Annotated in this window: 23 protein-coding genes and 1 pseudogene; 14 read left to right on the top strand and 10 right to left on the bottom strand. The window is 64.6% G+C overall.

Annotated features, from left to right (window positions below; translation table 11 throughout):
- Positions 1-10: 10 nt before the first annotated feature.
- The 3 genes from LQ144_RS04770 to LQ144_RS04760 form a co-directional block, all read right to left on the bottom strand.
- Positions 11-595: a histidine phosphatase family protein gene (locus LQ144_RS04770; RefSeq protein WP_230117420.1), complete on the bottom strand. Its 585-nt coding sequence runs from the start codon at positions 593-595 to the stop codon at positions 11-13.
- A 116-nt stretch (positions 596-711) separates the two neighbouring features.
- Positions 712-1,035, bottom strand: a complete 324-nt coding sequence (locus tag LQ144_RS04765; protein ID WP_230117419.1) for a hypothetical protein — start codon at positions 1,033-1,035, stop codon at positions 712-714.
- Positions 1,036-1,361: 326 nt separating this feature from the next.
- Entirely contained in the window at positions 1,362-2,228 is an 867-nt protein-coding gene (locus LQ144_RS04760; protein WP_230117418.1) for a PhzF family phenazine biosynthesis protein, read from the bottom strand.
- Between the two features lie 108 nt (positions 2,229-2,336).
- Here LQ144_RS04760 and LQ144_RS04755 point away from each other — a divergent pair, with 108 nt between their 5' ends.
- Positions 2,337-2,681, top strand: coding sequence for a TfoX/Sxy family protein (locus LQ144_RS04755; RefSeq protein ID WP_230117417.1), 345 nt, complete (start codon positions 2,337-2,339; stop codon positions 2,679-2,681).
- A 25-nt stretch (positions 2,682-2,706) separates the two neighbouring features.
- Here LQ144_RS04755 and LQ144_RS04750 read toward each other — a convergent pair whose 3' ends face one another.
- Positions 2,707-2,877, bottom strand: a complete 171-nt coding sequence (locus LQ144_RS04750; protein ID WP_230117416.1) for a hypothetical protein — start codon at positions 2,875-2,877, stop codon at positions 2,707-2,709.
- 33 nt (positions 2,878-2,910) lie between these two features.
- Positions 2,911-3,723, bottom strand: a complete 813-nt coding sequence (locus LQ144_RS04745) for a helix-turn-helix transcriptional regulator (protein ID WP_230117415.1) — start codon at positions 3,721-3,723, stop codon at positions 2,911-2,913.
- Positions 3,724-3,797: 74 nt separating this feature from the next.
- Between LQ144_RS04745 and LQ144_RS04740 the strand changes: the two genes are divergently transcribed.
- Positions 3,798-4,310, top strand: coding sequence for a VOC family protein (locus tag LQ144_RS04740; protein ID WP_230117414.1), 513 nt, complete (start codon positions 3,798-3,800; stop codon positions 4,308-4,310).
- Between the two features lie 35 nt (positions 4,311-4,345).
- Here the strand turns inward: LQ144_RS04740 and LQ144_RS04735 are convergent.
- Positions 4,346-4,875, bottom strand: a pseudogene (locus tag LQ144_RS04735) (MFS transporter); the annotation flags it as partial.
- A 158-nt stretch (positions 4,876-5,033) separates the two neighbouring features.
- Here LQ144_RS04735 and LQ144_RS04730 point away from each other — a divergent pair.
- Entirely contained in the window at positions 5,034-5,618 is a 585-nt protein-coding gene (locus tag LQ144_RS04730; protein WP_230117413.1) for a hypothetical protein, read from the top strand.
- A gap of 225 nt (positions 5,619-5,843) precedes the next feature.
- A complete protein-coding gene (locus tag LQ144_RS04725) occupies positions 5,844-7,358 on the top strand; it encodes an MFS transporter (protein WP_230117412.1) in 1,515 nt (504 codons plus the stop codon).
- A gap of 56 nt (positions 7,359-7,414) precedes the next feature.
- Here LQ144_RS04725 and LQ144_RS04720 read toward each other — a convergent pair whose 3' ends face one another.
- The gene (locus LQ144_RS04720; RefSeq protein ID WP_230117411.1) at positions 7,415-8,677 is read right to left on the bottom strand and encodes an MFS transporter; all 1,263 of its coding nucleotides are present in this window, start codon (positions 8,675-8,677) and stop codon (positions 7,415-7,417) included.
- A gap of 367 nt (positions 8,678-9,044) precedes the next feature.
- On the opposite strand from LQ144_RS04720, the gene LQ144_RS04715 reads away from it, so the two are divergent.
- The 3 genes from LQ144_RS04715 (at position 9,045) to LQ144_RS04705 (ending at position 12,997) form a co-directional block, all read left to right on the top strand.
- Complete coding sequence (locus LQ144_RS04715; protein ID WP_230117410.1) at positions 9,045-9,938, top strand: VOC family protein; 894 nt, start codon at positions 9,045-9,047, stop codon at positions 9,936-9,938.
- 230 nt (positions 9,939-10,168) lie between these two features.
- Positions 10,169-11,491 carry an MFS transporter gene (locus LQ144_RS04710; RefSeq protein WP_230117409.1) on the top strand — a complete coding sequence of 441 codons (1,323 nt, stop codon included), beginning with the start codon at positions 10,169-10,171 and terminating at the stop codon, positions 11,489-11,491.
- 198 nt (positions 11,492-11,689) lie between these two features.
- Positions 11,690-12,997: an NtaA/DmoA family FMN-dependent monooxygenase gene (locus tag LQ144_RS04705; protein ID WP_230117408.1), complete on the top strand. Its 1,308-nt coding sequence runs from the start codon at positions 11,690-11,692 to the stop codon at positions 12,995-12,997.
- 11 nt (positions 12,998-13,008) lie between these two features.
- Here LQ144_RS04705 and LQ144_RS04700 read toward each other — a convergent pair whose 3' ends face one another.
- Positions 13,009-13,959: a LysR family transcriptional regulator gene (locus tag LQ144_RS04700; protein ID WP_230117407.1), complete on the bottom strand. Its 951-nt coding sequence runs from the start codon at positions 13,957-13,959 to the stop codon at positions 13,009-13,011.
- Between the two features lie 149 nt (positions 13,960-14,108).
- Between LQ144_RS04700 and LQ144_RS04695 the strand changes: the two genes are divergently transcribed.
- On the top strand, positions 14,109-15,701 hold the full coding sequence (locus LQ144_RS04695; RefSeq protein ID WP_230117406.1) for an FAD-binding oxidoreductase: 1,593 nt from the start codon (positions 14,109-14,111) through the stop codon (positions 15,699-15,701).
- Between the two features lie 125 nt (positions 15,702-15,826).
- Here the strand turns inward: LQ144_RS04695 and LQ144_RS04690 are convergent, their stop codons facing one another.
- Positions 15,827-17,332, bottom strand: coding sequence for an aldehyde dehydrogenase family protein (locus tag LQ144_RS04690; protein WP_230117405.1), 1,506 nt, complete (start codon positions 17,330-17,332; stop codon positions 15,827-15,829).
- Positions 17,333-17,469: 137 nt separating this feature from the next.
- Between LQ144_RS04690 and LQ144_RS04685 the strand changes: the two genes are divergently transcribed.
- From LQ144_RS04685 to LQ144_RS04670, 4 genes are all read left to right on the top strand, one after another.
- A complete protein-coding gene (locus LQ144_RS04685) occupies positions 17,470-18,483 on the top strand; it encodes an ABC transporter substrate-binding protein (protein ID WP_230117404.1) in 1,014 nt (337 codons plus the stop codon).
- Positions 18,484-18,520: 37 nt separating this feature from the next.
- On the top strand, positions 18,521-19,300 hold the full coding sequence (locus LQ144_RS04680; RefSeq protein ID WP_230117403.1) for an ABC transporter permease subunit: 780 nt from the start codon (positions 18,521-18,523) through the stop codon (positions 19,298-19,300).
- Positions 19,301-19,367: 67 nt separating this feature from the next.
- Positions 19,368-20,144 (top strand): ABC transporter permease, encoded by a 777-nt coding sequence (locus tag LQ144_RS04675; RefSeq protein WP_230117402.1) that lies wholly within the window; start codon positions 19,368-19,370, stop codon positions 20,142-20,144.
- A 35-nt stretch (positions 20,145-20,179) separates the two neighbouring features.
- On the top strand, positions 20,180-20,986 hold the full coding sequence (locus LQ144_RS04670; protein ID WP_230117401.1) for an ABC transporter ATP-binding protein: 807 nt from the start codon (positions 20,180-20,182) through the stop codon (positions 20,984-20,986).
- Positions 20,987-21,096: 110 nt separating this feature from the next.
- Here the strand turns inward: LQ144_RS04670 and LQ144_RS04665 are convergent, their stop codons facing one another.
- Positions 21,097-21,804, bottom strand: coding sequence for a GntR family transcriptional regulator (locus tag LQ144_RS04665; protein WP_230117400.1), 708 nt, complete (start codon positions 21,802-21,804; stop codon positions 21,097-21,099).
- Between the two features lie 221 nt (positions 21,805-22,025).
- Between LQ144_RS04665 and LQ144_RS04660 the strand changes: the two genes are divergently transcribed.
- Entirely contained in the window at positions 22,026-24,017 is a 1,992-nt protein-coding gene (locus LQ144_RS04660) for an NAD(P)/FAD-dependent oxidoreductase (protein WP_230117399.1), read from the top strand.
- The gene (locus LQ144_RS04655) at positions 24,014-25,510 is read left to right on the top strand and encodes a carboxylesterase family protein (RefSeq protein ID WP_230117398.1); all 1,497 of its coding nucleotides are present in this window, start codon (positions 24,014-24,016) and stop codon (positions 25,508-25,510) included. Before LQ144_RS04660 ends, LQ144_RS04655 begins: the two co-directional genes overlap by 4 nt.
- Positions 25,511-25,520: the final 10 nt, after the last annotated feature.

Genomic DNA, 25,520 nt, shown 5'->3' with positions numbered 1-25,520 from the left:
GCAAAGCCGGTCAGGTACCGGCAGCCACCATCACCGGCTCGCCGTTCAGATACTCAAGCTGCCAGCCGTCAATGGCATGGTGGTGGGCCAGGTTGAGCACGGCGTTGTCGATGCTTGGCAGGGTGCGGCCGATGGCGCGGCTGAGGCTCACGCGGATGAGCGTGCCGTGGGCGACCACCAGGACGCGGCGGCCGCGGAACTCCTCAGCCAGCGCTTCCAGGGAGGCCAGCCCGCGGCTGGCTGCCTCGTCCTCGCTTTCTGCGCCGCGGAAACCATCGGGGATGCGAAGTCTGTCCAGTTCAGGACCGTCCTGCAGGCCCTCCGCGGGTCCGAAGCTGCGCTCGGTGAGCTCCGGCACCCGCCGGGCTACGCTGAGCCCGAGCCCGGCGGCGATCAGGTCGGCGGTTTCCGCGGCACGGCTTAGGGGCGAGGACACGATCGCATCCCACTCGTAGCCGGACAGGGCGGCGACGGCATCGCGCGCCTGGCCGCGGCCGACGTCGTTCAGCGGAATGTCGGTGGATCCCTGCAGCCGGCGCTGTGCATTCCAGTCGGTCTGGCCATGGCGGACGAGGGCGAAGGTCGTAAGGGTCATGGTTTCCATTCTGCCTTGACGGCGGCAGGCTTCCCGCCATCTTCCGCCAGCCGGCAGGCCGACGGCGGCAGTTACCAGTGCGAGCATGGAACCGGGGTCCTGCGGCCGGGTTCCGGCTACTGGGCGGAGCGCCGGTTCCGCGCCTGGCGCACCAGCCGGCTGAAGGCAAAGACGAAGACGGCCTCGATCAGCACCATCAGTCCAAGCAACGGCCACTGCCCCTTGGCGGTGAACACAATCGCGCCGGTGAGGACCAGCACGGTTCCAAGGACCAGGGCGTACACGGCGAACCCGAAGGCCACCTTTGCACTGCGCACGCCGGTGCGGAAGCCAAAGCCCAGTGGCTGGCCTCCGGGTAGTCCCGCGACGCGGTCGGGGCCTGCGGGTTTGAGCCGGTCGAACTCTTCCCACGGGTCCCGGTCCTCATGCTGATCGGTCATGCTTCCATTATCCCGCGCGGCCGGAGGCCCCGGGTCGGCCGGGGCTGGGCCCAGACCTTGGTCGACCAGGGACGCGGATGTGTCCACGTGCGTTACGTTTATGCCGCCAGCCTGCTCTGGACCTCCGCTTCGTCCTGCGGAGCCCGGGTGGCGGCCAGCCGTTTCGCCAGGTACTTGGCTTCCCGGCACACGCCGGGAAGGGTTTCCGATGCTGCCGCGAGCGACTGCCGCAGGGGAGGGGAGTCTCTCGGGTCTGCCGGCTAAACTGTCGGCAGCAGCCTGGTCCAGGGGCACTGCAGTCCCGCGTGGATTAGCTCAAGGCCGGCTCATACGATTCGAGAGATCTCGACGGCTTCACCGCTCACGATAATCCCGCCGGACGGAGGAATGTCGACAGTGAGCACGCTTGCGCGGCCGACATGGCTGCCCTGGTGCAGTACGACGCGGCTGGGCGGCTTCACGAGTGAAAGCATTTGGAGGTATCCGCCGAAGGCAGCGGCAGCCGAACCGGTCGCCGGATCTTCGGTGATGGTGCCCACCGGGAAGAGGTTGCGCGAGTCGTACTCGCCCGGTCCAATCTCGCAGAGCGTCGTGACGGTGCCGGCCCAGTTCTGGGCATCCATCAGCGTGCGCATGGGATCTGGGTCGAAAACGAATGAGTCAAACGTCTGTCGTTCTGCGAAGACGAGAATGGGATGCCAGTTACCGGCAAAAGCGATCATCGGAGGGTACTCAGGGTGGAGTTCGTCCTGGCCCACGCCGAGCAAGTCGAGCAGGGTGGTCAGAACAGCGTCGGGGAACTCGGCTACTCGCGGCTCAACGCTTGTGAAGCATGCCGTCACCGCTGCGCCCTTGCCTGCAGTCTCGATCGTGACAGGTCCCACCGCCGTGTCGAAGATAAAGGTCCCCGTGCCGTCACGACCTGACAGCGCGACGGCCAAAGCGATAGTGGCATGGCCGCAAAACGGCACCTCGGCAATCGGGGAGAAGTACCGGACACGGTTTCGGCGAAAGTCTCCGTCAACCGTCGGCTCGGTGACAAAGACCGTTTCCGCATATCCGATGTCGGCCGCGATGGCCTGCATCCGGGCGTCGTCGAGGCGGGTTGCATCCAGGACAACTCCCGCCGGATTTCCGCCGTCGGGGGTGGTGGTAAAGGCGGCATAACGCAGTACTTCCGTGGTCGGTTCCATTCCGTCATCGTCGCACAGCGTCCGGCCCCTGACCGTCAACGCTGGCCCGGCATGGCCAGCTCGGTCAGGGGGTTGTTCCCCGGGGTCCGGGGGAGGGACGATGATTCCATGCTTCCCGAGGAGCGGTTCCACGCGCTGGCGGACGAATTCAGGGCCAGCCCAGGGGTAATGGTGCCGGGTGAACCGGGACGCCGAGGGTTCGGTTCGTCCGCACTGAAGGTCAACGGCTCGATTTTCGCGATGATTGCCGGAAACCGGCTTGTCGTGAAGCTGCCACATGATCGCGTCACCGCGCTGATCGGGTCCGGGGCCGGTGAACCGTTCGACGCCGGCAAGGGCCGGGCGATGAAGGAGTGGCTTACCGTCACTGCCGACGATGAGGAGTCATGGCTGTCCCTGACCCGTGAAGCCCTGATCTTCGTGGGGTCCGCGCACCATTCCAGCCGTGGATAACCCGGACCCCAGCTCCGGACAGCGGTCAGCCGATCCGCTCGGCCAGGGACACGATGATCCCCTCCGGACCGAGCACATACACCATGCGCCAGACGTGCTCGTACTGACCGATGTCGCCTACAAGCCCGTAGCCGTACGCGGCCAGTCCGTCGGGCGGCCGCAGCATGGCGTTCTTGAAGTCAACGATGTGCGGCATGGGCCCTACTGGTCAGACGTGTTGGGAGAAATGCTAACGCGACGACGTGCTCCGCGCTTGGTCCAGGACGACGGATCGCCGGTACGTGCTTGGCGTGAATCCCAGGGTCTTTTGGAAGTCGTTCGTCAGATGGGCATGATCGGCATAGCCGAGTTCGGCGGCTATCGTCGCGAGGTCCGCCGACGGGTCGGTCCGTGACCGGTCGGCGGCCTCTTGGAGGCGGCGTCTTCGGATGAGCGCGGACGGGCTCAGGCCAATGTACTTCCTCGCCACCCGTTGAAGGGTTCTCGGCGAGACGAACAGACGTGCCGCAACGTCTTCAATACGGGTTACGTCGGTGCATCGTCCGGTAATGTCCATCATCGCGTTGGCAAGAACGCCCTCCTCTGACACCTCTGGACTCTGCGCTTTTAGCCAGCCAGTGAAAGCCTCCACCGCGCGTTGTCGACGTTCCCGTGGTTCGGTCCTGCTCATCGCCTCCGACACGGAGGCATGCAGATCCTCGAGCGGTAGTGGCAGCGTGGCATCCCGCAGGCTCCCCGGATCATCCGTGAAACGCGGAACGAGTGCGGGACGCAGGAGTGCACCAACCGCCCAGCCTCGGCCCGTGAGATCGCGATGTGTTCGACGGGTAGTTGGGCCTGCGAACTCAACGAGATCCTTCTGAACCACAAGGTTGGACGTCGGGAACGCGATCACGTGCTGGCGTGACGTGTGCCCTGGCTCAATGTCCCATTCGGGGATCCAAAACCACTGCACCAGGTTTGTGATGGACTCGGGCGCGGGCACACGGTGAAACGTGGGAAGCCGGGCAGGGTAGAGGATTCCCTTGAACGAACCCACCATGGGAGGACACTCCTTCATCCAAGCTGTCGCAATTCTCCAAGCCGCTGAGCGGACCTGTGCGTACCGTGAGATCTATGACTGATACTACAAGCCCCGAACTGACCGCGGCCGCCGACGGCAAGCACACAACATCCGGCATCCCGCACGGCTTCACGAGCCTCACGCCGTTCCTGGCGATCCCCTCGGCCAAGGAGGCCATCACCTTCTACCAGGACGTCTTTGGCGCACGCACTGTGAATGCCACCGAGATCGGCGGAATCGTGGTCCACGCCGAACTGGACTTCGGCGAGGGGCGGCTCCAAATTGGCGAGCCCAACCCCGACTACCACCTTGTCCCGGCGCCCAACGGCGACGATGACTGCTACTCCGTCGGCTTCTACTGCGCCGATGCGGACGCCCTCGTGGCGCGCGCCGAACAAGCAGGGGCCATCATTCGGGAGCCGCTGTCCACCTTTGTCTCAGGAGACCGGTTCGCCAGCATCCGGGACCCGTATGGTGTGCGCTGGTCCATCATGACCCGCGTCGAGGACCTCTCCGAAGAGGAAAGCACACAGCGCGTCGCCGACTGGGCCTCCAAGCAAGGCTGAACCCATGCATCTCACGGACTAGGCATCCGAGACCCTCACGCCGCCGGCGTGCGGACGGTCAGCCGGCTGCGCCGGGTGACCGCGATTACCGCGAGCAGACCGGTCAGCAGCACGATGACGCCGCCGGCTGCCACCGACCAGCGCCCCGAGTTCCGTGGCGATCCACCCCATGAGCGGCGCCCCAACGGCAGTGCCGCCCTGGAGGACGGCCAGGTAGAGGGCCAGCACCCGCCCCCGAAACTGCGGCTCCACGGAGAGCTGAATGCTGGTGTTGCAACTGTTCAGGAACGTGATGGAGGCGAGGCCCACCGGGATCAGAACTACGGCGTAGAGCCAGAACGACGGCGACACGCTGCCTACCAGCGTGAAGAACCCGAGTGCGTGGGCCCCGCCGAGCAGGAGACGCAGCCGGCGGCCGGAACGACGGGGCCGCGAGTAGGGCGCCGGCCAAGGTCGCGACGGCCATGATGGAGCCCAGTAGCCCGAATTCACGCGGTCCCATTCCGAACTCCGCGGTGGACATCAGCGCGTTGGTGATGCGGAAATTCATGCCGAACGCGCCAAGGAATAGTGCCTAGTCAGTGAGAGCTCGCCACTTCAGCAGCCTGCACCCAGTGGCTGCCGCGGCATACGCCGGGGTGACTGGGATAGGCTCGCTTCGGACCGGAACAAGCATTGATTCCAACTGTAAGGGGCGGGGAATTCCTTGGATCTACTGGGGGCATGAGCCGCGACGAACTCCGCATCTTTTCTTGGGTTGCGGCCACCGTCTTCGCGCTTGTGGCGGGCGTCTGGCGTCCGCGCAGGCTTCATTGGACTGCGCTTGGTTCCGTCCTGCTCTTCGCGGCCCTCAACGCGGGTGCCGGGATCTACGTCCTGAACCATTTCGGTGATTCGCGCTGGTCTGCAGGGGGAGAGCCACCGCTGAGCGCTCCGTCGTTTTCCGGGACGCCTGTCGTGGGGCAGTTTCTGGGCCCCCTAGACTCCGCTCTGAACGGAGTGGTCGGCGGGGTGAACGAGTTCCTGGCATTCAAGCAGGCACTTCCCGTAGCGCTGGACTTCCTTGCCGCGTCCGGCTGGGCCTTGCTGGTGTCGTTCCCGCTTGCGATTCTCGCCGCCAGCGTCAGTTACGCCGTGGCTAGGCGCCGAACGGCGGACTTCGAAAAATACCGTGCCACCGTTGACCAGCTCAAAGATGAGCTTGAGCAGATCAAGCGGCAGATCTCATCAGGGAATTCCGTCGGCACGGCACTTCCTGCTGAAGATGAGGTCACTGATGTGCCGCCCGGACTGACGCACAGAGGATGATACAGGTGGGTGCTGGAGTTGGCGTTAGTCCAATCAGTCCCAGTTAGTTGGCAACCCCGATTACAGCATCAGCTGCTGGCCGCATGTTCGTCCTCGTGGCTTTCCTTGCCGGGGCAGGAGGACGGTGGGAAAATGGGCGGATGACAGGCGACCTCCAATGGAGGAAGAAATGCCAGCAGAACTTCCCGGGCTCAGAACCCAGAATGTTGGGGCGGTGACGGCATTATGACCGAGCAGCCGTTGAAGGCGCGTCGCCTGCGTGTGTCAGACATCAACGTCGTCGACCCTCGCACTCTGCGGAAGGCGCTCGGCGGAACCATCGTGGGCAACACCATGGAGTGGTACGACGTCGGCGTCTTCGGATATCTGATCACCACCATGGGTCCGGTGTTCCTGCCCGAGGCGGACAGGGCCGTGCAGAACCTGTTTCTCCTGGGAACCTTCGGCGCCACGTTCATCGCCCGCCCTGTGGGAGGCGTCTTCTTCGGCTGGCTCGGCGACAAGATCGGCCGCCAGAAGGTCTTGGCCATGACCCTGATGCTGATGGCCGGGGCGACGTTCGTCGTCGGCCTGCTTCCCGGGTACGCGGTGGTGGGCATCTGGGCCGCGGTACTGCTGGTGGTCACCAAGCTGATCCAGGGCTTTTCCACCGGAGGCGAGTACTCCGGCGCCACCACGTTCGTGTGCGAGCACGCGCCGGACCACCGCCGCGGCTTCTTCGTCAGTTTCCTGGACATGGGCAGCTACCTCGGCTTCGCGCTGGGGGCCGGGATGGTGTCCGCCCTCCAGCTGGTCCTGGGCCAGGAACAGATGGAGACATGGGGCTGGCGCATTCCGTTCCTCGTCGCTGGTCCGCTGGGCATCGTCGCCATCTACTTCCGCCTGAAGATCGAAGAGTCGCCCGCCTTCAAGGCCACCCAGGAGGCGGAAGCCGTGGCCGCCGCCCACCACGAGACCGGAGACGAGCTCCGCCCGGTGGGACCGGTGGGGATCTTCAAGGACCACTGGCGCAGCATCGTGCTGGCCATGATCCTCGTGGCCGCCGGCAACACCGTGGGCTATGCACTCACGTCCTACATGCCCACGTACCTCACGACCAACAAGGGCTACGACGAGATCCACGGGACGCTGCTGACCGTTCCGGTGTTGGTGGTCATGTCCCTGTGCATCCCCCTGACGGGACGTCTCTCGGACAGGATCGGCCGCCGCCCCGTGCTCTGGATCGGGGCCGTCAGCACGGTGGTCCTGGCGCTTCCTGCGTTCCTTCTGATCTCGATTGGAACCGTTCCGGCCACGCTCGCCGGCTTGGCCATGGTCGCGTTTCCGGTGGCGTTCTTCGTTGCCATTCTCGCATCGGCGCTGCCGGCACTGTTTCCCACGGCGCACCGCTACTCTGCCATGGGCATCGCCTACAACTTCGCCGTGGCGATCTTCGGCGGCACCGCCCCGTTCATCATCGCCGCGCTCATCCAGGCGACGGGCAACGACCTGATGCCGGCGTTCTACCTTATGGCGACGTCGGCCATCGCGGCTGTCGCCATCTACTTCCTGCCGGAATCCGCCCATCGGCACCTGCCGGGTTCCATGCCCAGCGTGGACTCGGAAGCAGCCGCCCGCGAGCTGGTGGCGACGCAGGACCACAACCCCCTGCTGGAGATGGATACGCTCCCGTTCGACAGCAGCTACGAGGCCGCGGGGGCGTCTCACGCGGGGCAACAGGGGAGGCCGACGGCGGGCTGACGCCGTCATGGACGTCCGCCGCCCCTTTAGTTCTGGGGGATTAAGTTCTGGGGCAATTAGTGCCTGGGCAGTGCGTCCTGGGCTGCCGGTTCCGTGCTTTGGTGCCCTGCCCGGCCGGCCTCTCGGCTGCCTGGCGGATAGGCGTGCCTGCGGCCCGCCAGAATCATCACCAGGGCAGCAGCCACCGGAACGGCGGCCGCTACCGGCACCAGGAGCGGCCCGGCCGTGGTGAGGGCTGCCGCGCCGTAGACCGCCCCGATGGTGATGCCCACCTGGATGGTCAGCACGGTGAGGCCGTTCGCGGCGTCCTTGTAGTCGCGGCCGGCCCGGAGGATGGCGGACTGGTTGTAGATGCCGATCGCGCCGAGGCCGGCACCCCAGACGGCCATGAGCACGATGGCGCCGGGAAGGGTGACCCCGAGCACGGGGAGCAGGAGCATCGAAACGGCGACGGCCGCCGTCGTGATCAGCAGCGAACGGCGCGGCCGTGAATCCACGGTGAGGCCTGCAATCCAGATGCCGACCAGGCCGGAGGCGCCGAGCACCGTGAGGGAGAGGGTGATGGCGTAGTCCGGCAGGCCTGCTTCGCGGATGAACGGGGCGATGTAGGTGAAGAGGGCGAAGTGCGCCATGAGCAGCAGCGGCCAGGCGACGGCCACGATCTTGACGCCGGGCTGGCCGATCGCCTTGCGCAGGGAGGGGCGCGGGGCGTCGGGGATGCGGCGGACTGTGGGGAGAAGCCAGAGCGCCAGGGCGGCCAGGAGGATGCCGGTCCCGGCGAGGATCAGGAAGGATGCACGCCAGCCGAGGAGTCCGCCGAGGGCGGTTCCCACCGGGGCTCCGATGGCCAGGCCGAGGCTGTTGCCGGTGAACACGACGGCGATCGCCTTGCCCACCTTGTGGGCCGGCACGATCCGGGCGACGAACGGCGCCATGGTGGACCAGAGCACGCCGTGGGCCAGGCCGCCCACCAGCCGGGCGGCCAGGGCCGCGCCGAAGTCGGACACCAGGCCGACGAGGACGTTGCTGATAGCGAAGGTCAAAACCAGCACCACGAGCAGCACATTCCGGGGCACCCGCGCGAGCAGCATGGTGGCCGGAATGACCGCGACCACGATGATGGCTGCGTAGCCGGCGGTCAGATAGCCGGCCACAGGTTCGGAGACGTTCAGGCCGGCGCTGATCTGGGGCAGCAGGCCGGAGGGCAGGAGTTCGGTGGTGATGGCGGTGAAGCCGATGGCGGCCAGGACCAGCAGGGCGCCGAAGGGCAATCGGTCACGTGCGGTAGCGGAGGTCGGGGAAGACACGGGTGGTTCCATTCAAGGAGAGGGGAGGAGGGCGGCGCCGGTTGCCGGAGTCCTTCATCAAAGTTACCCGATTTATTCAGCGGGAGGCAGGGTCTGTCAGTCCCTGTCTCGGCGGGAATACCACTCTTGGGCAGGCGCTGTTTATGCTCCGCCGTCCATCAGGCCCATGAACATGGTCCGGTGCAGGATGTTCGGTCAGCACGCTCCGCGGCGGCCGTCCGCCGCAAGGGTTCCGCCGCGCGGCCCCGTCGGCGGACCCCGCACCGGAAGCGATTATACTTTTTCGATAGATAATCGATTCTAAGTACGATAGTATTTTGTAATGCAGGTCCGTTGATGACGCGATCTGAAAGTGCCGCGTAACGAGTAGGAGACAAGGATGTCTTGGGGATTGATCAGCGCCATGGGCCACGTAAGTATTCAGACGACCGAACTCAGTAAATCCGTCTTTGATGCAACTCAGATCCTCGGACTCCGCGAAACGGAGCGGACGTCCGATGCCGTGTATCTCGCTGCCGCTAATGTCCACCACGAACTCGTCTACGTCGAGTCGGATGTCGATGGCGTTGATGGTTTAGGCCTTGTAGCAGCGAATGGCGACGCACTGCGTGAGATCCGCCGGCGCGTGGAGGATGAGAACTTCACTATCGTCAGCAATAATCCCCGCGGTGTTGGTATCGAGGATGGCTTCTCCTTTATTGGGCCCGAAGGCTTCGTGTTCGAAATCTACGTGGGCATGCAGGAGAACGTTTCCCTCCAGCAGTCCTTCGGCCCGGACCGCTACGGGCATGTCAACTTTCACCCCAGGGACGTTGGCGGCATGATGCGGTTCCTGCATCGGGTCCTGGACTTCCGGCTCTCGGACGTCATCGGCGACGACTTTGCCTACTTCATGCGTTGCAACCCTGATCACCACGGCATCGCCCTGGTCCGCGGCGAAGGAACGCTGCACCACCATGCGTGGCAGACGCAAAGCATTGCTGACCTCGGCAAACTCGGTGACAGGCTGAACAAACTCGGCCGGGAGCTGATCTGGGGCCCGGTCCGTCACGGGGCCGGCCACAATATCGCCGCCTACTTCGTGGAAACCTCGGGCGCCGTCGTCGAGCTTTACACGGATCTGGAGCAGATCTACGACGACTCCCGTCCTCCGGTGGTGTGGGGCGAGGACGAGAACTGGTACAACATGTGGGGCGAATACCGCCCCTTGGAGTTCCGCAAGTTCGGGCTTGCTCCGGTGGACCGCCGGTCCCTCAGCAGCCTGCACCACTGACGGATTCCGCGTTCCCATGTCCCAGACCCTTTCCCGGCGCAGATTAAACACTTTCGCCAAAGTTATGTTTAATCGATTGGCCTTCTTCTGTGATCTGCGTCATGCTTGGAAGTGCGAATGAAGGGGTTGCCTCGGGACGTGACCAACAACGCCGTCGGTCACCAAACTCTCACAGCTTTCGAAAAGAGATCACGTTGAACCCGAAAACAGCCCAGAGAAATAAGGGGCCGGTGAATCTGCCCTCGAGCAGGAAGCCAGCAGCGGCCGACTCGCTGAACACCAAGGACATGCGCCGCATCCTCGGCTCCAGTCTCATCGGCAGCATCATCGAGTACTACGACTTCATTCTTTACGCCACCGCTGCATCCCTGGTTTTTGATCGAGTTTTCTTTGCCAACCTCGGTCCGGGTCTTTCCCTGTTTGCCTCCTTTGCGACCCTTGCGGCAGGATACGTTGCCCGGCCCGTAGGCGGCATCATCTTCGGCCACTTCGGCGACCGCCTCGGCCGGAAGCAAATGCTGGTGCTGTCGATGCTCATGATGGGCGGCGCCACCGTCGTTATAGGTTTCCTGCCCACGACGGCACAAATAGGGGTTGCGGCGCCAATTATGCTGGTGCTCCTGCGGATCATCCAGGGCATTGCTGTCGGCGGGGAATGGGGCGGCGCCACTTTGATGGCCTTGGAGCACGCCCCTGCGAACAAGCGCGGCCTCGCGGCAGCGTTCGCCAATGCCGGCGGACCGGCCGGTGGGCTGCTGGCCACCCTGGTCGTGTCCGCTGTATCCGCCCTGACCGGCGACCAGTTCCTGGTCTGGGGCTGGCGGATACCCTTCCTGCTCAGCGCCCTGCTGATCCTGGTTGGCATGATCATCCGCCTCAGGGTGGCAGAGACGCCCGTCTTCCAGAAGCTCGACGCCGAGGCCGCCAAGATCAAGCACCCGCCTCTGTTCGAGGTGCTCCGCCACCATCCGCGCGTCGTTCTGGTCACCCTCGTGGCGACCCTGGGGTTTTACGCCTGCCAGGGACTGCTGACTGTCTGGGGTGTCTCCATGGCGGTGGCAAGCGGCGTTGACCGCTCCGGCGTCCTGAACTGGAAGGGAGTCGCCGCCGTGGTGACGGTGGCCGTTTGCTTCTATTCAGCACGGCTCAGTGACCGGATCGGCCGGCGCGCTGTCCTCACCGGCGCGGGCGTGGCAGCCGTCCTTCTGGCATTTCCGCTGATCATGTTGCTGACGAATGGGACCCTCTGGGGCTTTGCGGTGGCAGTGGTTGTCGGCAACGGATTGGTTCAGGGGGCACTCGCTGGACCCATCGGCGCTTTCATCTCCGAACAGTTCCCCACCGGCGTCCGTTATACGGGAGCGTCCCTGTCTTACCAGGGAGCCTCGATGATTGGCGCGGGCTTTACCCCGATGATCGCCACGGGCCTGGTTCTCGCAGCCGGCGGCGGCGTATGGATGGTGGCCGCGTTCTGGATCGTCATCCTGGCGGCGGGCCTCGTGGCAGTGCGCCTGACGCGTGAGGGCTCGCGCCTCAAACTCGACACAGTCTAGGCATACCCGCACGCGGCACCCTCGGCTGATGCGCCCTGGCGGGCGGTGTCAGTTCGGCGGCGGGTTGTCCGCGCGTAGCATTGTCAATTTTATTGAACTCATAGCGCTGAAACTTCTCATTTACGCGACAACTCATGACTGCCATGCTGGAGGCAGCGAGGCGCTCGGATAGGCGCACATCACGAAAGGAACCAGGCAATGAAGCCTAAGAATCACATGGTGCTCACCACCTTCATGCTGCCCGCGGGCTACCACAAGGACAGCTGGCGGATGGAAGGAAGCCGGGCCGAAGAACTGGGCAACCTTGATTTCGTGGCAGACCTGACTGCCATGGCCGAGGCCGCAAAACTTGACGCCGTATTCTTCGGCGACATCGTCCATGCCAACACGGTGATGCGGGGCGACATCAAGATGAACGGGTTCTATGAACCTATGACCGTGCTCGCGGCTCTGGCCGCCAGGACGAAGAACATCGGCCTGATCGGGACCATGTCCACGTCATTCTCCGAGCCTTACAATCTTGCCCGGCAGCTGTGCGGACTGGACCACATGTCCAACGGCAGGGCCGGCTGGAACATCGTCACGTCGTCGGACGGTTTCAGCAACTACGGTGTGGAGGACGTTCCCGACCCCGCCGTGCGTTACCGGCGGGCCACCGAGTTCGTTGACGTTGTGCAGCGCCTCTGGGACAGCTGGTCCGATGATGCCATCATCGTGGACAGGGCCTCCGGCGAGTACGTGGACCGGAGCAAGCTCAAGGCCATCCGGCACAAGGGTGAGTTCTTTGAAGTCGAGGGCCCTATCAACATGCCACGGTCACCGCAGGGACGTCCCGTGCTGGTCCAGGCGGGATCCTCGGGACCAGGAATGGACCTGGGTTCCTCCGTGGCTGACGGCATCTACACCGCCCAGCCGTTCAAGGAACCGTCCATCGAGTTCTATACCAAGTTCAAGAACATGGTGGCCGAGAGGGGAAGGAACCCCGACGACGTCAAAATCATCCCGGGCATCCTGCCGATTCTGGGCGACACCGAGAAGGAAGCACACGACCTCGCGAACGAGCTGGCCGGCTACGTGCACCTGGGCAACGGCCGCAAGCAGGTGGGCGCCGACCTCAAGATGGACCTTTCCGAGCTGGAGTTCGATGAATCGATCCCGGTCGAGTGGTTCTCCGACGACCCCCGGATGGGTAGCCGCTACCAGATCTACCGCAAGAAGAGTGTTGACATGGGCATGACCTTGCGCGAGCTGATCGTGGATCTGGCCCGCTCCACCGGACACCAGTGGATGGCCGGCACTCCCTCCCAGGTGGCTGACCGCATGGTGGACTGGTTCGAGTCCAAGGCCTGCGACGGGTTCAACCTCAATGCTCCCTTCAACCCGGGCGGATTCAAGCTCATCTGCGACAAGCTGGTGCCGGAACTCCAGGACCGGGGCTACTTCCGGTCCGAGTATGAGGGCACCACGCTCCGTGACAACCTTGGACTCTCACACCCGTCTGCGTAGGGCCACTCGGCTTAGGCCTGCTCAGCAGCGGAGCCGGCGGAACCAAACCGTTCGACGGCGACATCCACCCACGCCTGGGCGCGGGCATTCAGCCGCATGCTCCGCGTCCAGGCCAGCGAAACGGTGGCCGGGGTGCGGGTGTTGACACGGGGCTCCGCAACCCTTTTGAGGACAACCTTCAGCTCCTCGTACGGCGCGTCCAGCATGGGCTGCTGGAAGAGCACAGCAACGCCGCGGCCGCTCGCCACCAGGGACCGGACCGTGGCGTAGCTGCGCGAGCGGTGCCGGATGTCCGGAGTGAGCCCGGCATCCCGGTACATGTCCAGGATGCGCGTGGAAATGGGCGGGGCGTCGAAGAAAATGAGCGGAATGGCTGCCACGTCCCTGAGCGAGACCACCTCTGCCTCACGCAGCGGATGGTCAGCCGGAAGCAGGATGTAGGGCTCCACGGACAGCAGCGGGGCCGTCTTAAGAGCAGGGGAAATGTCCATGTCGTAGACGAAGGCGGCGTCGATGGAACCGTTGAGCAGGCGCTCCTGAAGATCCTCGTGGTAGCCCTCGATGAAATCCACCTCCACGTGTGGGCATTGGCCTGCAAAGTCGGCCAGCATCGGGGGGATGATGGTGGGCCCCAGTGGCATGAAGCACCCGACGGTCAGCGGGCCGCGGATGTCCGTCCTGTCCCTCTTGGAGAGCGACGCGATCTCGTCCGCGAGATCAAGAAGCTGGCGTGCCTGACGGAACACGACGATGCCTGTCGACGTCAGCGTGAGTCCCTTTGACTTGCGCTTGATGCACAGCTGCGCTCCGACGATCCGCTCGAGTTCCGCGATGGACATGGAGATGGCCGACGGCGCCATGTGCAGCCGCCGTGCCGCCTCGCTCATGGTTCCGGTTTCGGCCGCCACCACGAAGTGAAGGACCTGGCGGAGGGTGATCGAGGGGTTGAGGCTGATATTCACATTGTCAATTCTACTGACAACGTTGAGCAGAAAGAGACGATTTACTTGAGAAGCTCTGCTTGTCATCATGAAAGAAATGGCTCCGACCGCCGGCGCCACAGTTATCGCCGCAGCAGCGGCACCCCCTCCCGAAAGTGACGTGAACGTAGATGGACGCCCAAGCCAGATTCCTCGACCAGGCAGAAGCCATTGTCGGCGCCGACAATGTTGTCCGTGCCACGCCCAAAGAGGGCTACATCGATCCGTACCCGCTGAACACCGGCCGGGCGAAGTGGCCGGGCGTGCGTCCCGGGAGCGTGGAGGAGGTCCAGGCTATCGTCCGGCTCGCCAACGACACCGGCGTTCCGCTGTGGTCCTTCTCCAAGGGCAAGAACCTGGGCTACGGGGGGCCGGAACCGCGCACACGGGACATGGTGGCGCTGGACCTGAGCCGCCTCAACAAGATCATCGAGGTGAACGACCAGCTTAACTACGCCGTCATCGAACCCGGAGTCAGCTTCTTTGACCTTTTCGAACACATCCAGGAGAAGGACCTGAAGCTGTGGATGTCTGTTCCCGCCCTCGGGTGGGGGTCGATCCTCGGCAATGCACTGGACCGCGGCTACGGCATGACGCCGATGGGGGACCATGTGCAGTCCATTTGCGGCATGGAGGTGGTTTTGCCGGACGGCGAACTGGTGCGGACCGGAATGTGGGCCATGGAGGGAACGGAACTCGGGCCCATCTTCAAAGGCGGCTTCGGCCCGACCCTGGACAGCATCTTCACCCAGTCCAATCTCGGCATTGTCACCAAGATCGGACTCTGGCTGATGCCCTGGCCGGATGTTTACATCAACGGCGACGTTGTGGTGGAGCGCGAGGAGGACATGCCCAGGTTGGTGGACATCCTGACCCAGCTCCGGCGCGAGGACGTCATCCAGAACAACGCCCTCTGCGGCAACGTGGTGCGGGCGGCCACCATGAACGGTCCGCGCTCGCGCTGGTATGAGGGCGAGGGGTCCATTCCGGACGACCGCCTGGAGGAAATGCGCCAGGAGATGGGCATTGGCCAGTGGAACGCCAAGTTCGCCATCTACGGCGACAAAGGGCTCGCCCAGCGAAGGCTTGAGATCATTCGGGAGCGCTTCGCCGGACTTGAAGGGTTCACCGTCAAAGCCCGTCTCTATGAAGGTGCGGAAGGCGTGCAGGTCGCTTATGACGACATTGCCGACATGGACCGCACGCAGATGGCCGGAGTGCCCACGCTCAAGCCGCTGTCCACGGTGGCATGGGCGGCGGAAAACGGCGGGCATATTGATGCGGCCCCCATCATTCCCGCCCGCGGGGAGGAAGTGTGGGCGTTCTACCGGGAAGCCAAAGAACTGTACCGCCGGTTCGGCTTCGACCTGTACATCGGTTACCACCTGTACCCGCGCCACATGGTGCACGTGACCATGATTTTCTTCGAAAACGACAACCAGGAGCAGCTGGCGCGCGCACGGGCGCTCTACTCAGCCTTGCTGGCGGCTGCCCGCAGCCATGGTTACGCGCCCTACCGCAGCCATGTGGACTACATGGACGTCATCGCCGACGGTTTCGACTACAACAACAACGCCATCCGCCGGCTCCAGGAGACGCTGAAGGACGCGCTGGATCCCAACGGCATCCTGTCGCCCGGAAAACAGGGGGTCTGGCCGCGGCGTTACCGCGAGGTCGGAGCGGAGGCGCCCGACGGCGTCGCGGAGTCGGCTGTCCCGCTGTAGAGCGGCTGTCCCCGGCTTTCCCTTAACGGCGAAAGGGGCCGGACGCTGGTTGAACAAACCAGCGTCCGGCCCCTTCCGCCTGCCTTCCGCCTGTCCCTTTTCGCCTGCCCTTTTTCGCCTGCCGACTAGGCGCCGCTGATATTGATCGCGACGGACTTGACCTCGGTGTAGGCCTCCACGCCCTCGCGGCCGTTCTCCTTGCCCCAGCCGGACTGCTTGAACCCGCCGAACGGCATATTCGCATCCATGCCGCCCGCGGCGTTGACCCGCACGTTGCCCGCCTTGATCCTGCGTGCGAACTGGTGGGCCCTGGAAATGTCCTTCGTCCAGATGGTGGAGGAGAGTCCATAGACCGTGTCATTCGCGCGCGCCACTATGTCTGCAACACTGTCCGAATCGCGGAAGGTTGCCGCAGAGAGCACGGGCCCGAAGATCTCCTCCCGGACCACCCTCATGTCATGAGTGGTGTTGCGGAGGATGGTGGGCTGGATGAAGAAGCCATCCCCGGGAACTGCGGCGCCGCCCGTGACCAGCTCCGCGCCCTCCTCGCGGCCGCTTTGGATATAGCCGAGGATCCTTTCGCGCTGCTGGGCGGAAATCACCGGACCGATCTGGGTCTGCGGGTCGGTCCCGGCGCCGATCCGCAGCGCCGTTGCCCTTTGCGAGATTCCTGCGATCACCTCATCCGCCACCGCCTCGTGGACGTACAGGCGGGAGCCCGCAGCGCAAACCTGGCCGGCGTTTCCGAAGATGCTCATCGCCGCCCCGTCGATCGCCCGCTCGAGGTCCGCGTCCGGGTAGATGACCACAGGGGATTTGCCGCCGAGCTCCAATGAGACGCGCTTCAGGTTCCCCGCGCAGGAGGCCAGCAGGTGCTTGCCCACGGCTGTCGATCCGGTGAAGGAGATCTTGTCCACGAGCGGGTGGTCCGCGATCCGCTGGCCGGCGACGGCGCCGAGGCCCTGGACAATGTTCAGCACGCCCGGCGGGAAGCCGACCTCCAGGGCCAGTTCACCCAACCGGACCGCTGTGAGGGGCGTGAGTTCCGCGGGCTTGAGCACCACGGTGCAGCCTGCCGCCAGAGCGGGCGCCAATTTGGCGGCGGTGATGGCCAACGGGCTGTTCCACGGAACGATCAAACCCACGACGCCGATGGCTTCCCTGAGCGTGTAGGCGTGCCATTCCCCGGGCAGGGAGACGTTGCGCGTCTCGCCGCTGAGCTTTGTCGCCCAGCCGGCGTTGTAGCGGAACGACTCCGCGGCTCCGCCGATTTCGAATGCCCGGGCAATGCCAAGGGGCTTGCCCGTGTTCAGCGTTTCGAGCAGGGCCAGCTCGTCACCGGCGGCGTCGATGGCCTCTCCGAGCTTCCAGATCAGACGGCTCCGCTGCGCCGGCGACAGCGCCGGCCACGGACCCGAGTCGAAGGCCCGGCGGGCAGCCTGGACTGCACGGTCCACGTCATCGGCGCTGGCGGAAGCGGAATCCACGAGGTGCTCTCCGCAGGAGGGATCGATGATGGACAGCGGCTCGGCTCCGCCTTCCACCCACTCTCCGTCGATCAGCAGGCGCAGCGGCCTGCCCAGCAGGTCCGGCCGGGCAGTGGTGGGGAGGGTCTGGGTAAGGGGCGTCATTGGCTTCCTTCCGGGAGGCTGCTTACTGCGGAATCGGGTTATGCAATCTGTGATGGTTGCCACATCACGTTGTCCAAGATACATTGTTCTAGGAATTATGCATTTATTCGCGTCAGTACTCAATGAGGAGATTCTGGATGGAAAAGCACAAACGCCGCTCACTTTTGGCGAAAGTCCTGACACCGGCTGTTGCCGGTCTTACCCTGCTGTCCCTCGCCGCCTGCGGGGCCCCAAGCACTGCCAGCGGTGCCGCCGGCGCCTCGGAAGGCAAGACGTCCATCAAGGTGGTCGTGGCGCCCATCCAGTTCGAAACGGCGTACATCGCCAAGGAAAGGGGCTTCTTCGATGAAGCCGGCCTGAGCGTCGAAATCGTCCCCGGCGCCGATCCCTCGGCCAACCTGGCCCAGACCGTCAGCGGGCAGGCCGACATCACCACGGCATCCTGGGGCGTCATGACCACAGCCACGGCGAAGGGCATGCCGGTGAAGGTGATCTCCGGAAATGGCGTCGTTGATCCCAACGTCGACAATTCCGGAATACTGATCCCCAAGGACAGCGGCATCAAGACCGTCGCTGATCTGAAGGGCAAGAACGTGGCCGTCGTCGGCGTGAACACCGGTGGCGACATCCCGATGCTCCAGGCGGCAGCAGCGGCAGGAATCGACCCCAAGTCGATTACGGAAATCGCCGTTCCCTACGCGGGCATGCAGGCAGCTCTGGAGCAGGGAACGGTTGATGCAGCGTTCGCGGCGGATACCTTCTACCACCAACTCGTCGACGCGGGCTTCAAGAGCATCGCCAGCCCGGTGCGCGAATTCCAGGGCAACATGCCCGTCACCGTCTGGGCTGCCACCGACGCGTGGCTCAAAAGCAACCCCGGTACGGCCAAGAAGTTCAATGACGCAATGGCCAAGGCAGCTAAGTTCTACGCGGACCCGGCAAACGTCAAGGCGATCGTGGACATCACCGCACGGATCAAGCAGGTGGACGCCGCGAAGGTCAATCCCAAGTCCTACGTGCCGGTTAATACTTCCATCAACCTGGTGACCGGACAGGCCGGCATCGACGCCATGAAAGAGCTCGGGTTCGTCAGTAAGCCGTTGACCGCCGAGGCCATGCTCTGGGCCGACGCGCCGCGCTTCACCAAGTAACGCTGCACGGGCTCAGGAACATGACGGAGAGATCGATATGAAGACAAGCACAAAGTCGCTGGACTGGGGTTTGACCACCCAGCGGCTGTTGGCAGTGGCTGCACTCCTGGCCATCTGGCAGGTGATCATCTGGAGCGGCACGCTTCCTTCGATGACGCCAGGAGTCGCCGCCCTTGCGTCCTCCATCGGCGCGTCGCTGGCCTCGGCAACGTTCTGGTCAGCGTTGGCGCAGACCATGACCGCAGCCGTCAGCGGTTGGCTAATCGCAGTGGCAGTTGGAACGGTACTCGGCCTGCTGATCGGCTCCGTCCGCGCGCTGGACCGCTCGACGTCGATCCTGATCGACTTCGGGCGTTCCTTCCCGGTGCTGGCGCTGATGCCGGTGGTCATCATGCTCCTGGGTGCCACAGCCCAGATGGAGACCGTCGTCGTCGCCCTGTCCTGCCTCTGGCCCGTGCTGGTGCAGACAATCTATGGCGCCCGGCGCATGGAATCTGCGGTGGTGGATACAGTGCGGATCTTCCAGATTCCCGCGTTGCTCCGGTTCCGCCGGGTCCTGCTCCCGAGCGCCACCCCCTTCATTGCCACCGGAATCCGGATCTCGGCCTCGATCTCCATCCTCGTGGCCGTCGGCGTCGAGGTGCTCAGTCAGACGCCGGGAATCGGCCGGCAGATCACCCTGGCCCAGCAGGCACAGCGATGGGATTCGGCGTTCGCATACCTCTTCTTCGCCGGGTTGGTGGGTTGGAGTATCGCTAGCCTGCTCAACTTCGCCGAGGGCCGGATCCTCAAATGGAACAGGCAGAACAATGACTGATACAGCCCTTCGTTCGGCACCAAAGCCGGGAACTGGGACCAGGGCAAGGAGACCGGAAGCGGAGCGCGTGCGCAGCCGTCCCGCCCAGGTGGCCCTGAACGTACTGCAACGGGCGTGGCTGATCGTCGTCGTGTTCGCCATTTGGTGGATCGCGTCGGCGGACAGCACCAACGTTTTCATCCCTTCCCTCGAGTCGATCCTGACCAGCCTGGGCCGGGACCTCTTCAACGGCGTGATCGCCGAGGGAGCCGCCTACAGCCTGGGGAACCTTGCTGCCGGCCTCCTGATCGCGGTGGCCGTCGGAATTATCGGGGGACTGATCCTCGGTGAGACGAAACGGCTGCGGGAAATTGTGGATCCGGTCATCCACTTCTTCCGGTCCGTTCCCCAGGCCGCGCTGGTTCCGCTGATCATCGGCGCGTTCGGAATCGGACAGGGGCCCAAGATCTACACGATCGCGTTTGCCTGCATGTGGCCGGTGCTGCTGAACACCATTGACGGTGTCCTGGGCGTGGAACCGACCATCCGGAAGTTCTCCAGGGTCTACCGGATCCCGCGCGGGCTGCATTTCCGAAAAGTGGTCCTCCCGGCCGCGCTGCCGCAGATCGTGGCCGGCGTGCGCGTGGCGCTTCCGATCGGAATCACGGTCATGGTGGTGAGTGAACTTTTCGCCGCCAACAAGGGGCTGGGTTTCTATATCCTCAATTCCTCCGCGACCTTCATGGTGCCCGAGACGTGGGCGGGCGCGCTGCTCGTTGGAGTCATCGGATACATCCTCTCCCTCCTGTTCGTCGTCCTTGAACGCAGGATCCTGAGCTGGTACTTCAAGTCAGGCGCAAAATGACACCCCCGATCCAACAGAAAATTGAAGGAGCTTCCATGGCCATTCAGGCAGCGCCCGAAGACGTGCAGGTGGCGACGAAGCCGCTGCTCCAGGTCCAAGGGCTGACGATGAGTTACGGCTTCGGTGACTCCGAGAACAAGATCCTGAACGATCTGAACCTCGATGTAAACGACGGGGAATTCGTCTCCATCGTCGGTCCGTCCGGCGTCGGCAAGACCACCCTGCTGCGGTGCCTCTCGGGCCTGATCCAACCCCGGAGCGGCACCGTGAGCGTCGGCGGGGAAGTCATCAACGGCCCCCACCGGGACCTTGCCGTGGTCTTCCAGGACTACAGCCGCTCGCTCATGCCCTGGATGACCACACTGGAGAATGTTGCCTTTCCATTGCAAGGCCGCGGCGTGGGCAAAAAAGAACGGAATGAAACCGCGGAGAAGAACCTTGCGGCCGTGGGCCTGGCGGGCCAGGGCCACAAGTATCCGTGGGAAATGTCGGGGGGCATGCAGCAGCGCGTGGCCATCGCCCGGGCCCTGGCCTATAACGCCAAGGTCCTGCTGATGGACGAACCGTTCGCCTCAGTGGACGCCCAGACCAGGTTCGACCTCGAGGACCTCGTGATCGACCTCCAGGCGACCCTGGGCGTAACCATCATCCTGGTCACGCACGACATCGATGAAGCGCTGTACCTGGCGGACAAGGTGATCGTCTTGGCGGAGAAGCCCGCCACCGTGGTGGACGTGATCGAGACCGGCTTCGGTGACCACCGCGACCAGGTCGAGACCAAGGCGGACCCCCGCTTTGCGGATGCACGGGCACGCATCCTGCACCGCCTGCGGGACCACTAGGCCCGACGCGGCCCAACTGACAAAGCCCTCCGGGTTCCCTTACTGGGATCCCGGAGGGCTTTCTGCGCCTGCGCCTGGGGCTGGGCTCCCGGGCTAGTACAGCTAGGCGGCTAGGCTTTGGCCTTCTCGCGGACGCTCTCGGCGGTGCCCTCCTCGATCGCGGACTTCAGGATGGCGTGCAGCGTCGTCTCGTAGTGGTTCCGGATGAGCCGGGAGGCAAGCTCGGCATTCCTGTCCAAAGCCGCGGCGAGGATTTCCCGGTGCTCCTGGGCGATGTCGCGGCCCGTGGCGCGGGTGGCGTGGCCCGCCCAGCGGCCGTACAGCTGGGACAGGTCGGACAGTGTCGAAGCGAGGTCGATCAGCACAGGGACACCGCAGGCCTCGAGTAGCTTGGCATGGAAGGCCTGGTGGGCGTGGTTCCAGGCATCCGTCAGCTCGCCGCTCTCGTCGCGGTAAAGGGTCCGCTCCAGCGTGTGGTGGGCTGCGATCAGCTCGGATTCCCACGCCAGATCTCCGCGCTGGACCGCCAGTCCGATCCCGAACTCCTCCGAGACACAGCGCAGTTCGTTGATGTCCTTGATCTCGGCCAGCGAGAGCGTTGGCACGAAGAAGCCACGGTTCGGCTTGAGGGTCACCAGACGGTCCCCCACGAGACGCGTCAGCGCCTCACGGATGACCGTACTGCTGGTCTTGTAATGCTTAGTGAGCGCAACCAGCTGGAGCTTGTCTCCTGCGGCCCAGCGGCCGGCCAGAATGTCATCCCGGAGCGAGTCCCGGATCTGGGTGCTGAGGGTCTCAGATTCGATACTTTTCGACATGTGCATTATTCTACCCGCCGCAGGATAATGTTTTCTTTATTGACTTATGCAATATCGATACTAGACTTGAAGCAGCCCCACGGAGAGACCTCAAGCACAGCAGGTGTCAGGGCGCGGTGGCACGAGACTCCCGCAACGCCGTCGTTGGGGAAAGGCCTCCATGTGTAGGCCGTGCCATCGAAGCCCCCGTAAAGATTCCGTCACCACCAAGGAGAACCGCCGTGACCAACTCCACCACCGAAGCAGTCCAAGCCCGCGAGGAGTGCTCTGTCGACGACCTCTACTGGAGGGACCGGTACGAGCCCATCACGGAAGACGACCAGTTCCTGCGCCAGGTCGTCGACACCTCCGACCTTCCGGCGCTGATGGTGGCGCTTGCGGCAGTAACGGGAGACTTCTCCATCCTGCGCGAGGACCTGCGTCCCCCGCAGCCGCCGGCGGAGATCGTCGGCAAGCCGCACGGCGGCATGAGCCCGGAACAGCAGGCACAGGCCCGCGGACTCGCATTCAAGGCGCTTAAGCGGGTGCGCGAGGAGCAGCTGACCAGCGTCGGGATGCTGACCGAGGCTCAGGCCGATGACATCGTGACCTGGATCACCAACGCGGCCAACCCCGAGTACCACCCCATGCTGATGCATGACATGGCCCTGGTGGAGGGCAAGAGCGGCAAGCCGACGTGGGACTTCGATGAGATCGCCGTGGGGCGGGACTTCAGCGTGGCCGTCATCGGTTCCGGGGTCTCCGGCATGGCGGCTGCCTACCGGCTGAAACAGGCCGGGATTCCCTACACCGTGTTCGAGAAGGGGCACACCGTCGGGGGCACCTGGTGGAAGAACACCTACCCGGGTGTGCGCCTCGATACACCGAACTACGCCTACAGTTTCTCCTTCGCCCAGCGTGACGACTGGCCCCAGCAGTTCTCGCAGGGATCGGAGATCTTCGAATACACCCGGCAGGTCGCCGAGCGTGGCGGCATCCTAGGTGAGATCGAGTTCAACACCGAGGTCACTTCCGCCAGCTACGACCAGGCCACAGGACTGTGGAACGTGGACATCATCGACGCCGCCGGCCAGCCGGTCAGCCGGCAGTTCAATGCCGTGCTCTCCGCCGTCGGTCAGCTGGACCGCCCCAAGTACCCGGACGTTCCGGGACGCGAGGACTTTGCCGGCATCCAGATGCACTCGGCCGAGTGGGACAACAGCGTCGACGTGACCGGCAAGCGCGTGGCCGTCATCGGCACCGGCGCCAGCGCCTACCAGATTGTCCCTGCGATCGTGGACCAGGTCTCATCGCTGACCGTCTTCCAGCGCAGCTCACCCTGGATGCTGCCCACCCAGGGCTACTACGCGGACATGCCTGACTCGGTCCAGTGGCTGGTCCGCAAGCTCCCGCACTACGGACAGTGGCTGCGGTTCTGGCAGCACTGGCTCGGCGTCGAAGGCCGGCAGCACACCACCGTGGCGGAACCGGGCTGGGACAAGCCTGGCAGTGTGTCCGCCGTCAACGCGAAGTGGCGCCAAGGGCTGACCGACATTCTGGCCAAGCAGTACCAGGACCGCCCGGACCTGCTCGCCAAGGTCACCCCGGACTACATCGTGGGCGGCAAGCGCATGCTCCGGGACAACGGCGTCTGGGCCGAGTCGCTGAAGAAGCCGCAGTCCGCGCTGGTCACCGAGGGCATCGAACGCATGACCCCGGCGGGCATCGTCACCAAGGACGGGGTGCTCCACGAGGTGGACATCATCGTCTACGCCACAGGCTTCCAGGCCTCGCAGTTCCTTGAGCCACTGAAGATCACCGGCCTCAACGGCACCGACCTGCATGACTACTGGGGCGGCGATGCCAAGGCTTTCGCCGGCCTCACAGTTCCGAACTTCCCGAACCTGTTCATCATCACCGGCCCCAACACCGGCCACGTGGTTAACGGCAGCCTGTACTCGATGATCGAATACGGCGTCGAATACATCCTCGAGTCGCTGCGTCTCATCATTGAAAACGACCTCAAGGCCCTGGATCTGAAGCAGGAAGTCCTTGACGCGTTCGTCGCGGGCCTCGATGCGGCCAACGCCACCAAGGCCTGGGGCCATCCCAGCGTGCACACCTGGTACAAGAACAAGTTCGGCCGTGTCTCCCAGATCTGGCCCCACCCGGTACTGGACTTCTGGAAGATCACCCGCACCGTGAACCTCGACGACTACAACCAGCTGGCATGAGCGCCGCTGCAACGGAACCGCTGGCGGGGCTCCGCGCCGGGGAGGCCTTGTACGTCGCGGAAACGGACGACGGCGTCGTCTGCGTCCGCGGCGTCCGGTACGGCGAGCGGCTGGATCCCTCAGACCGCTTCTCCGCGCTGGGTGATCCGTCACCCGAGCGGCCTCAGGCCCCTGCGACGGTGTTCCCGCAGGGTCCAGGATCCCTGGACTGGTTGCTCGGCCCCGCACTGTCCCGGATGCCGCAGAGCGAGGATTCCTTCCTGCTGGACATCTGGGCGCCTGAAGGTGCGAAGGACCTCCCGGTCCTGGTCTTCCTGCCCGGGGGAGCCTTCATCAGCGGCGCCGGGAATGTCCGCTGGTACGACGGCGCCCGGCTCGCCCAGGAGGGCGGCGCCGTCGTGGTCACCGTCAACTACCGGCTGGGTGCGCTCGGACTGCTCGACGGCGCCGGCGGCACTGCGGACCTTGGTCCGCGCAACCTTGCCGCCGGGGACATCCTGCAGGCGTTGACATGGATTCACCGGAACATCGCCGCGTTCGGCGGCAATCCCTCGGCCACCACCCTGGCGGGGCATTCGGCAGGGGCGTGGTACGCCTACGTGCTCAGTTTCGCCGAGCAGGCGCGCGGACTGTTCAGCCGGACCGCCCTGTTCAGCCTGCCCTGGCAGCCTCCTTTGAATGCCGCGGAGTTCGACGAGCGGTCCAAGATTTTCGCCGCCGCCCTCGGCGCCGTGGACGGTGTGGGGGACGGTTCGCCGGAATCCGCGGCTACAGCCGGGGAGATCCTGGCCGCCCAGGCGGCGGTGTCCAAAGCCTATGCGGGCAGGGGACTGGGCCTGATGCCGGCCGCCGACGGGGAGCTGGTTCCGTCATGGGCCATGGACTTCGAGGCCGCGGCGGCCGCAATGCATGTGGACGCGCTGCTGTTGAGCAGCACCGATGATGAAGCCGCCGCGTTCCTGTACGCCCTGCCCGTCCAGGCCGTCGGACCGGAACAGCTTGCCGGCTTCGTCGGTGCGCACTTCGAAGCCGCCGCCGAGGCACTGTCTTTCATTGAGGAACGGCATCCCGGGGCGACGAACCACGCGAAGCTGGTGGAGGCCATGAGCCTGCACCAGTTCCGGCTAGCCGCCACCGAGCTTGCAGGCCAGGCGGACCGGGCCGGAATCCCGGCCACGCTGCTGCGGTTCTCCGTGCGCAGCAGGCTCGACGGCGCCGGCGCCCCGCACTGCTTCGAACTTCCGTTCCTCTTCGGGAACCGCGCGGACTGGCAGGATGCGCCGATGCTCGAGGGGTTCCCCGGGGACGTCTTCGACTCGGTGTCGGACCGCGTGCGAGCGCTGCTGCTCGGCTTCGTCGCCGACGGCGTGGCGCGGACGCCCGAAGGCCACGCCGTGCCGTCTTTCGATCCGAGGAGCCCGGCACTGTATGCGGTGACCGAAACCGGCGGTGAGGCGGCCGGCGTCGAGCCTGAACTGCGGCCACGGCGCTAAGTCCGCCGCA

Origin of the sequence: Arthrobacter sp. Bi83 (assembly GCF_918698095.1) — a bacterium.
GTDB lineage: Bacteria > Actinomycetota > Actinomycetes > Actinomycetales > Micrococcaceae > Arthrobacter.
Note: the sequence above shows the minus strand (reverse complement) of the source record. Positions and strands in the feature narration are given on the sequence as shown.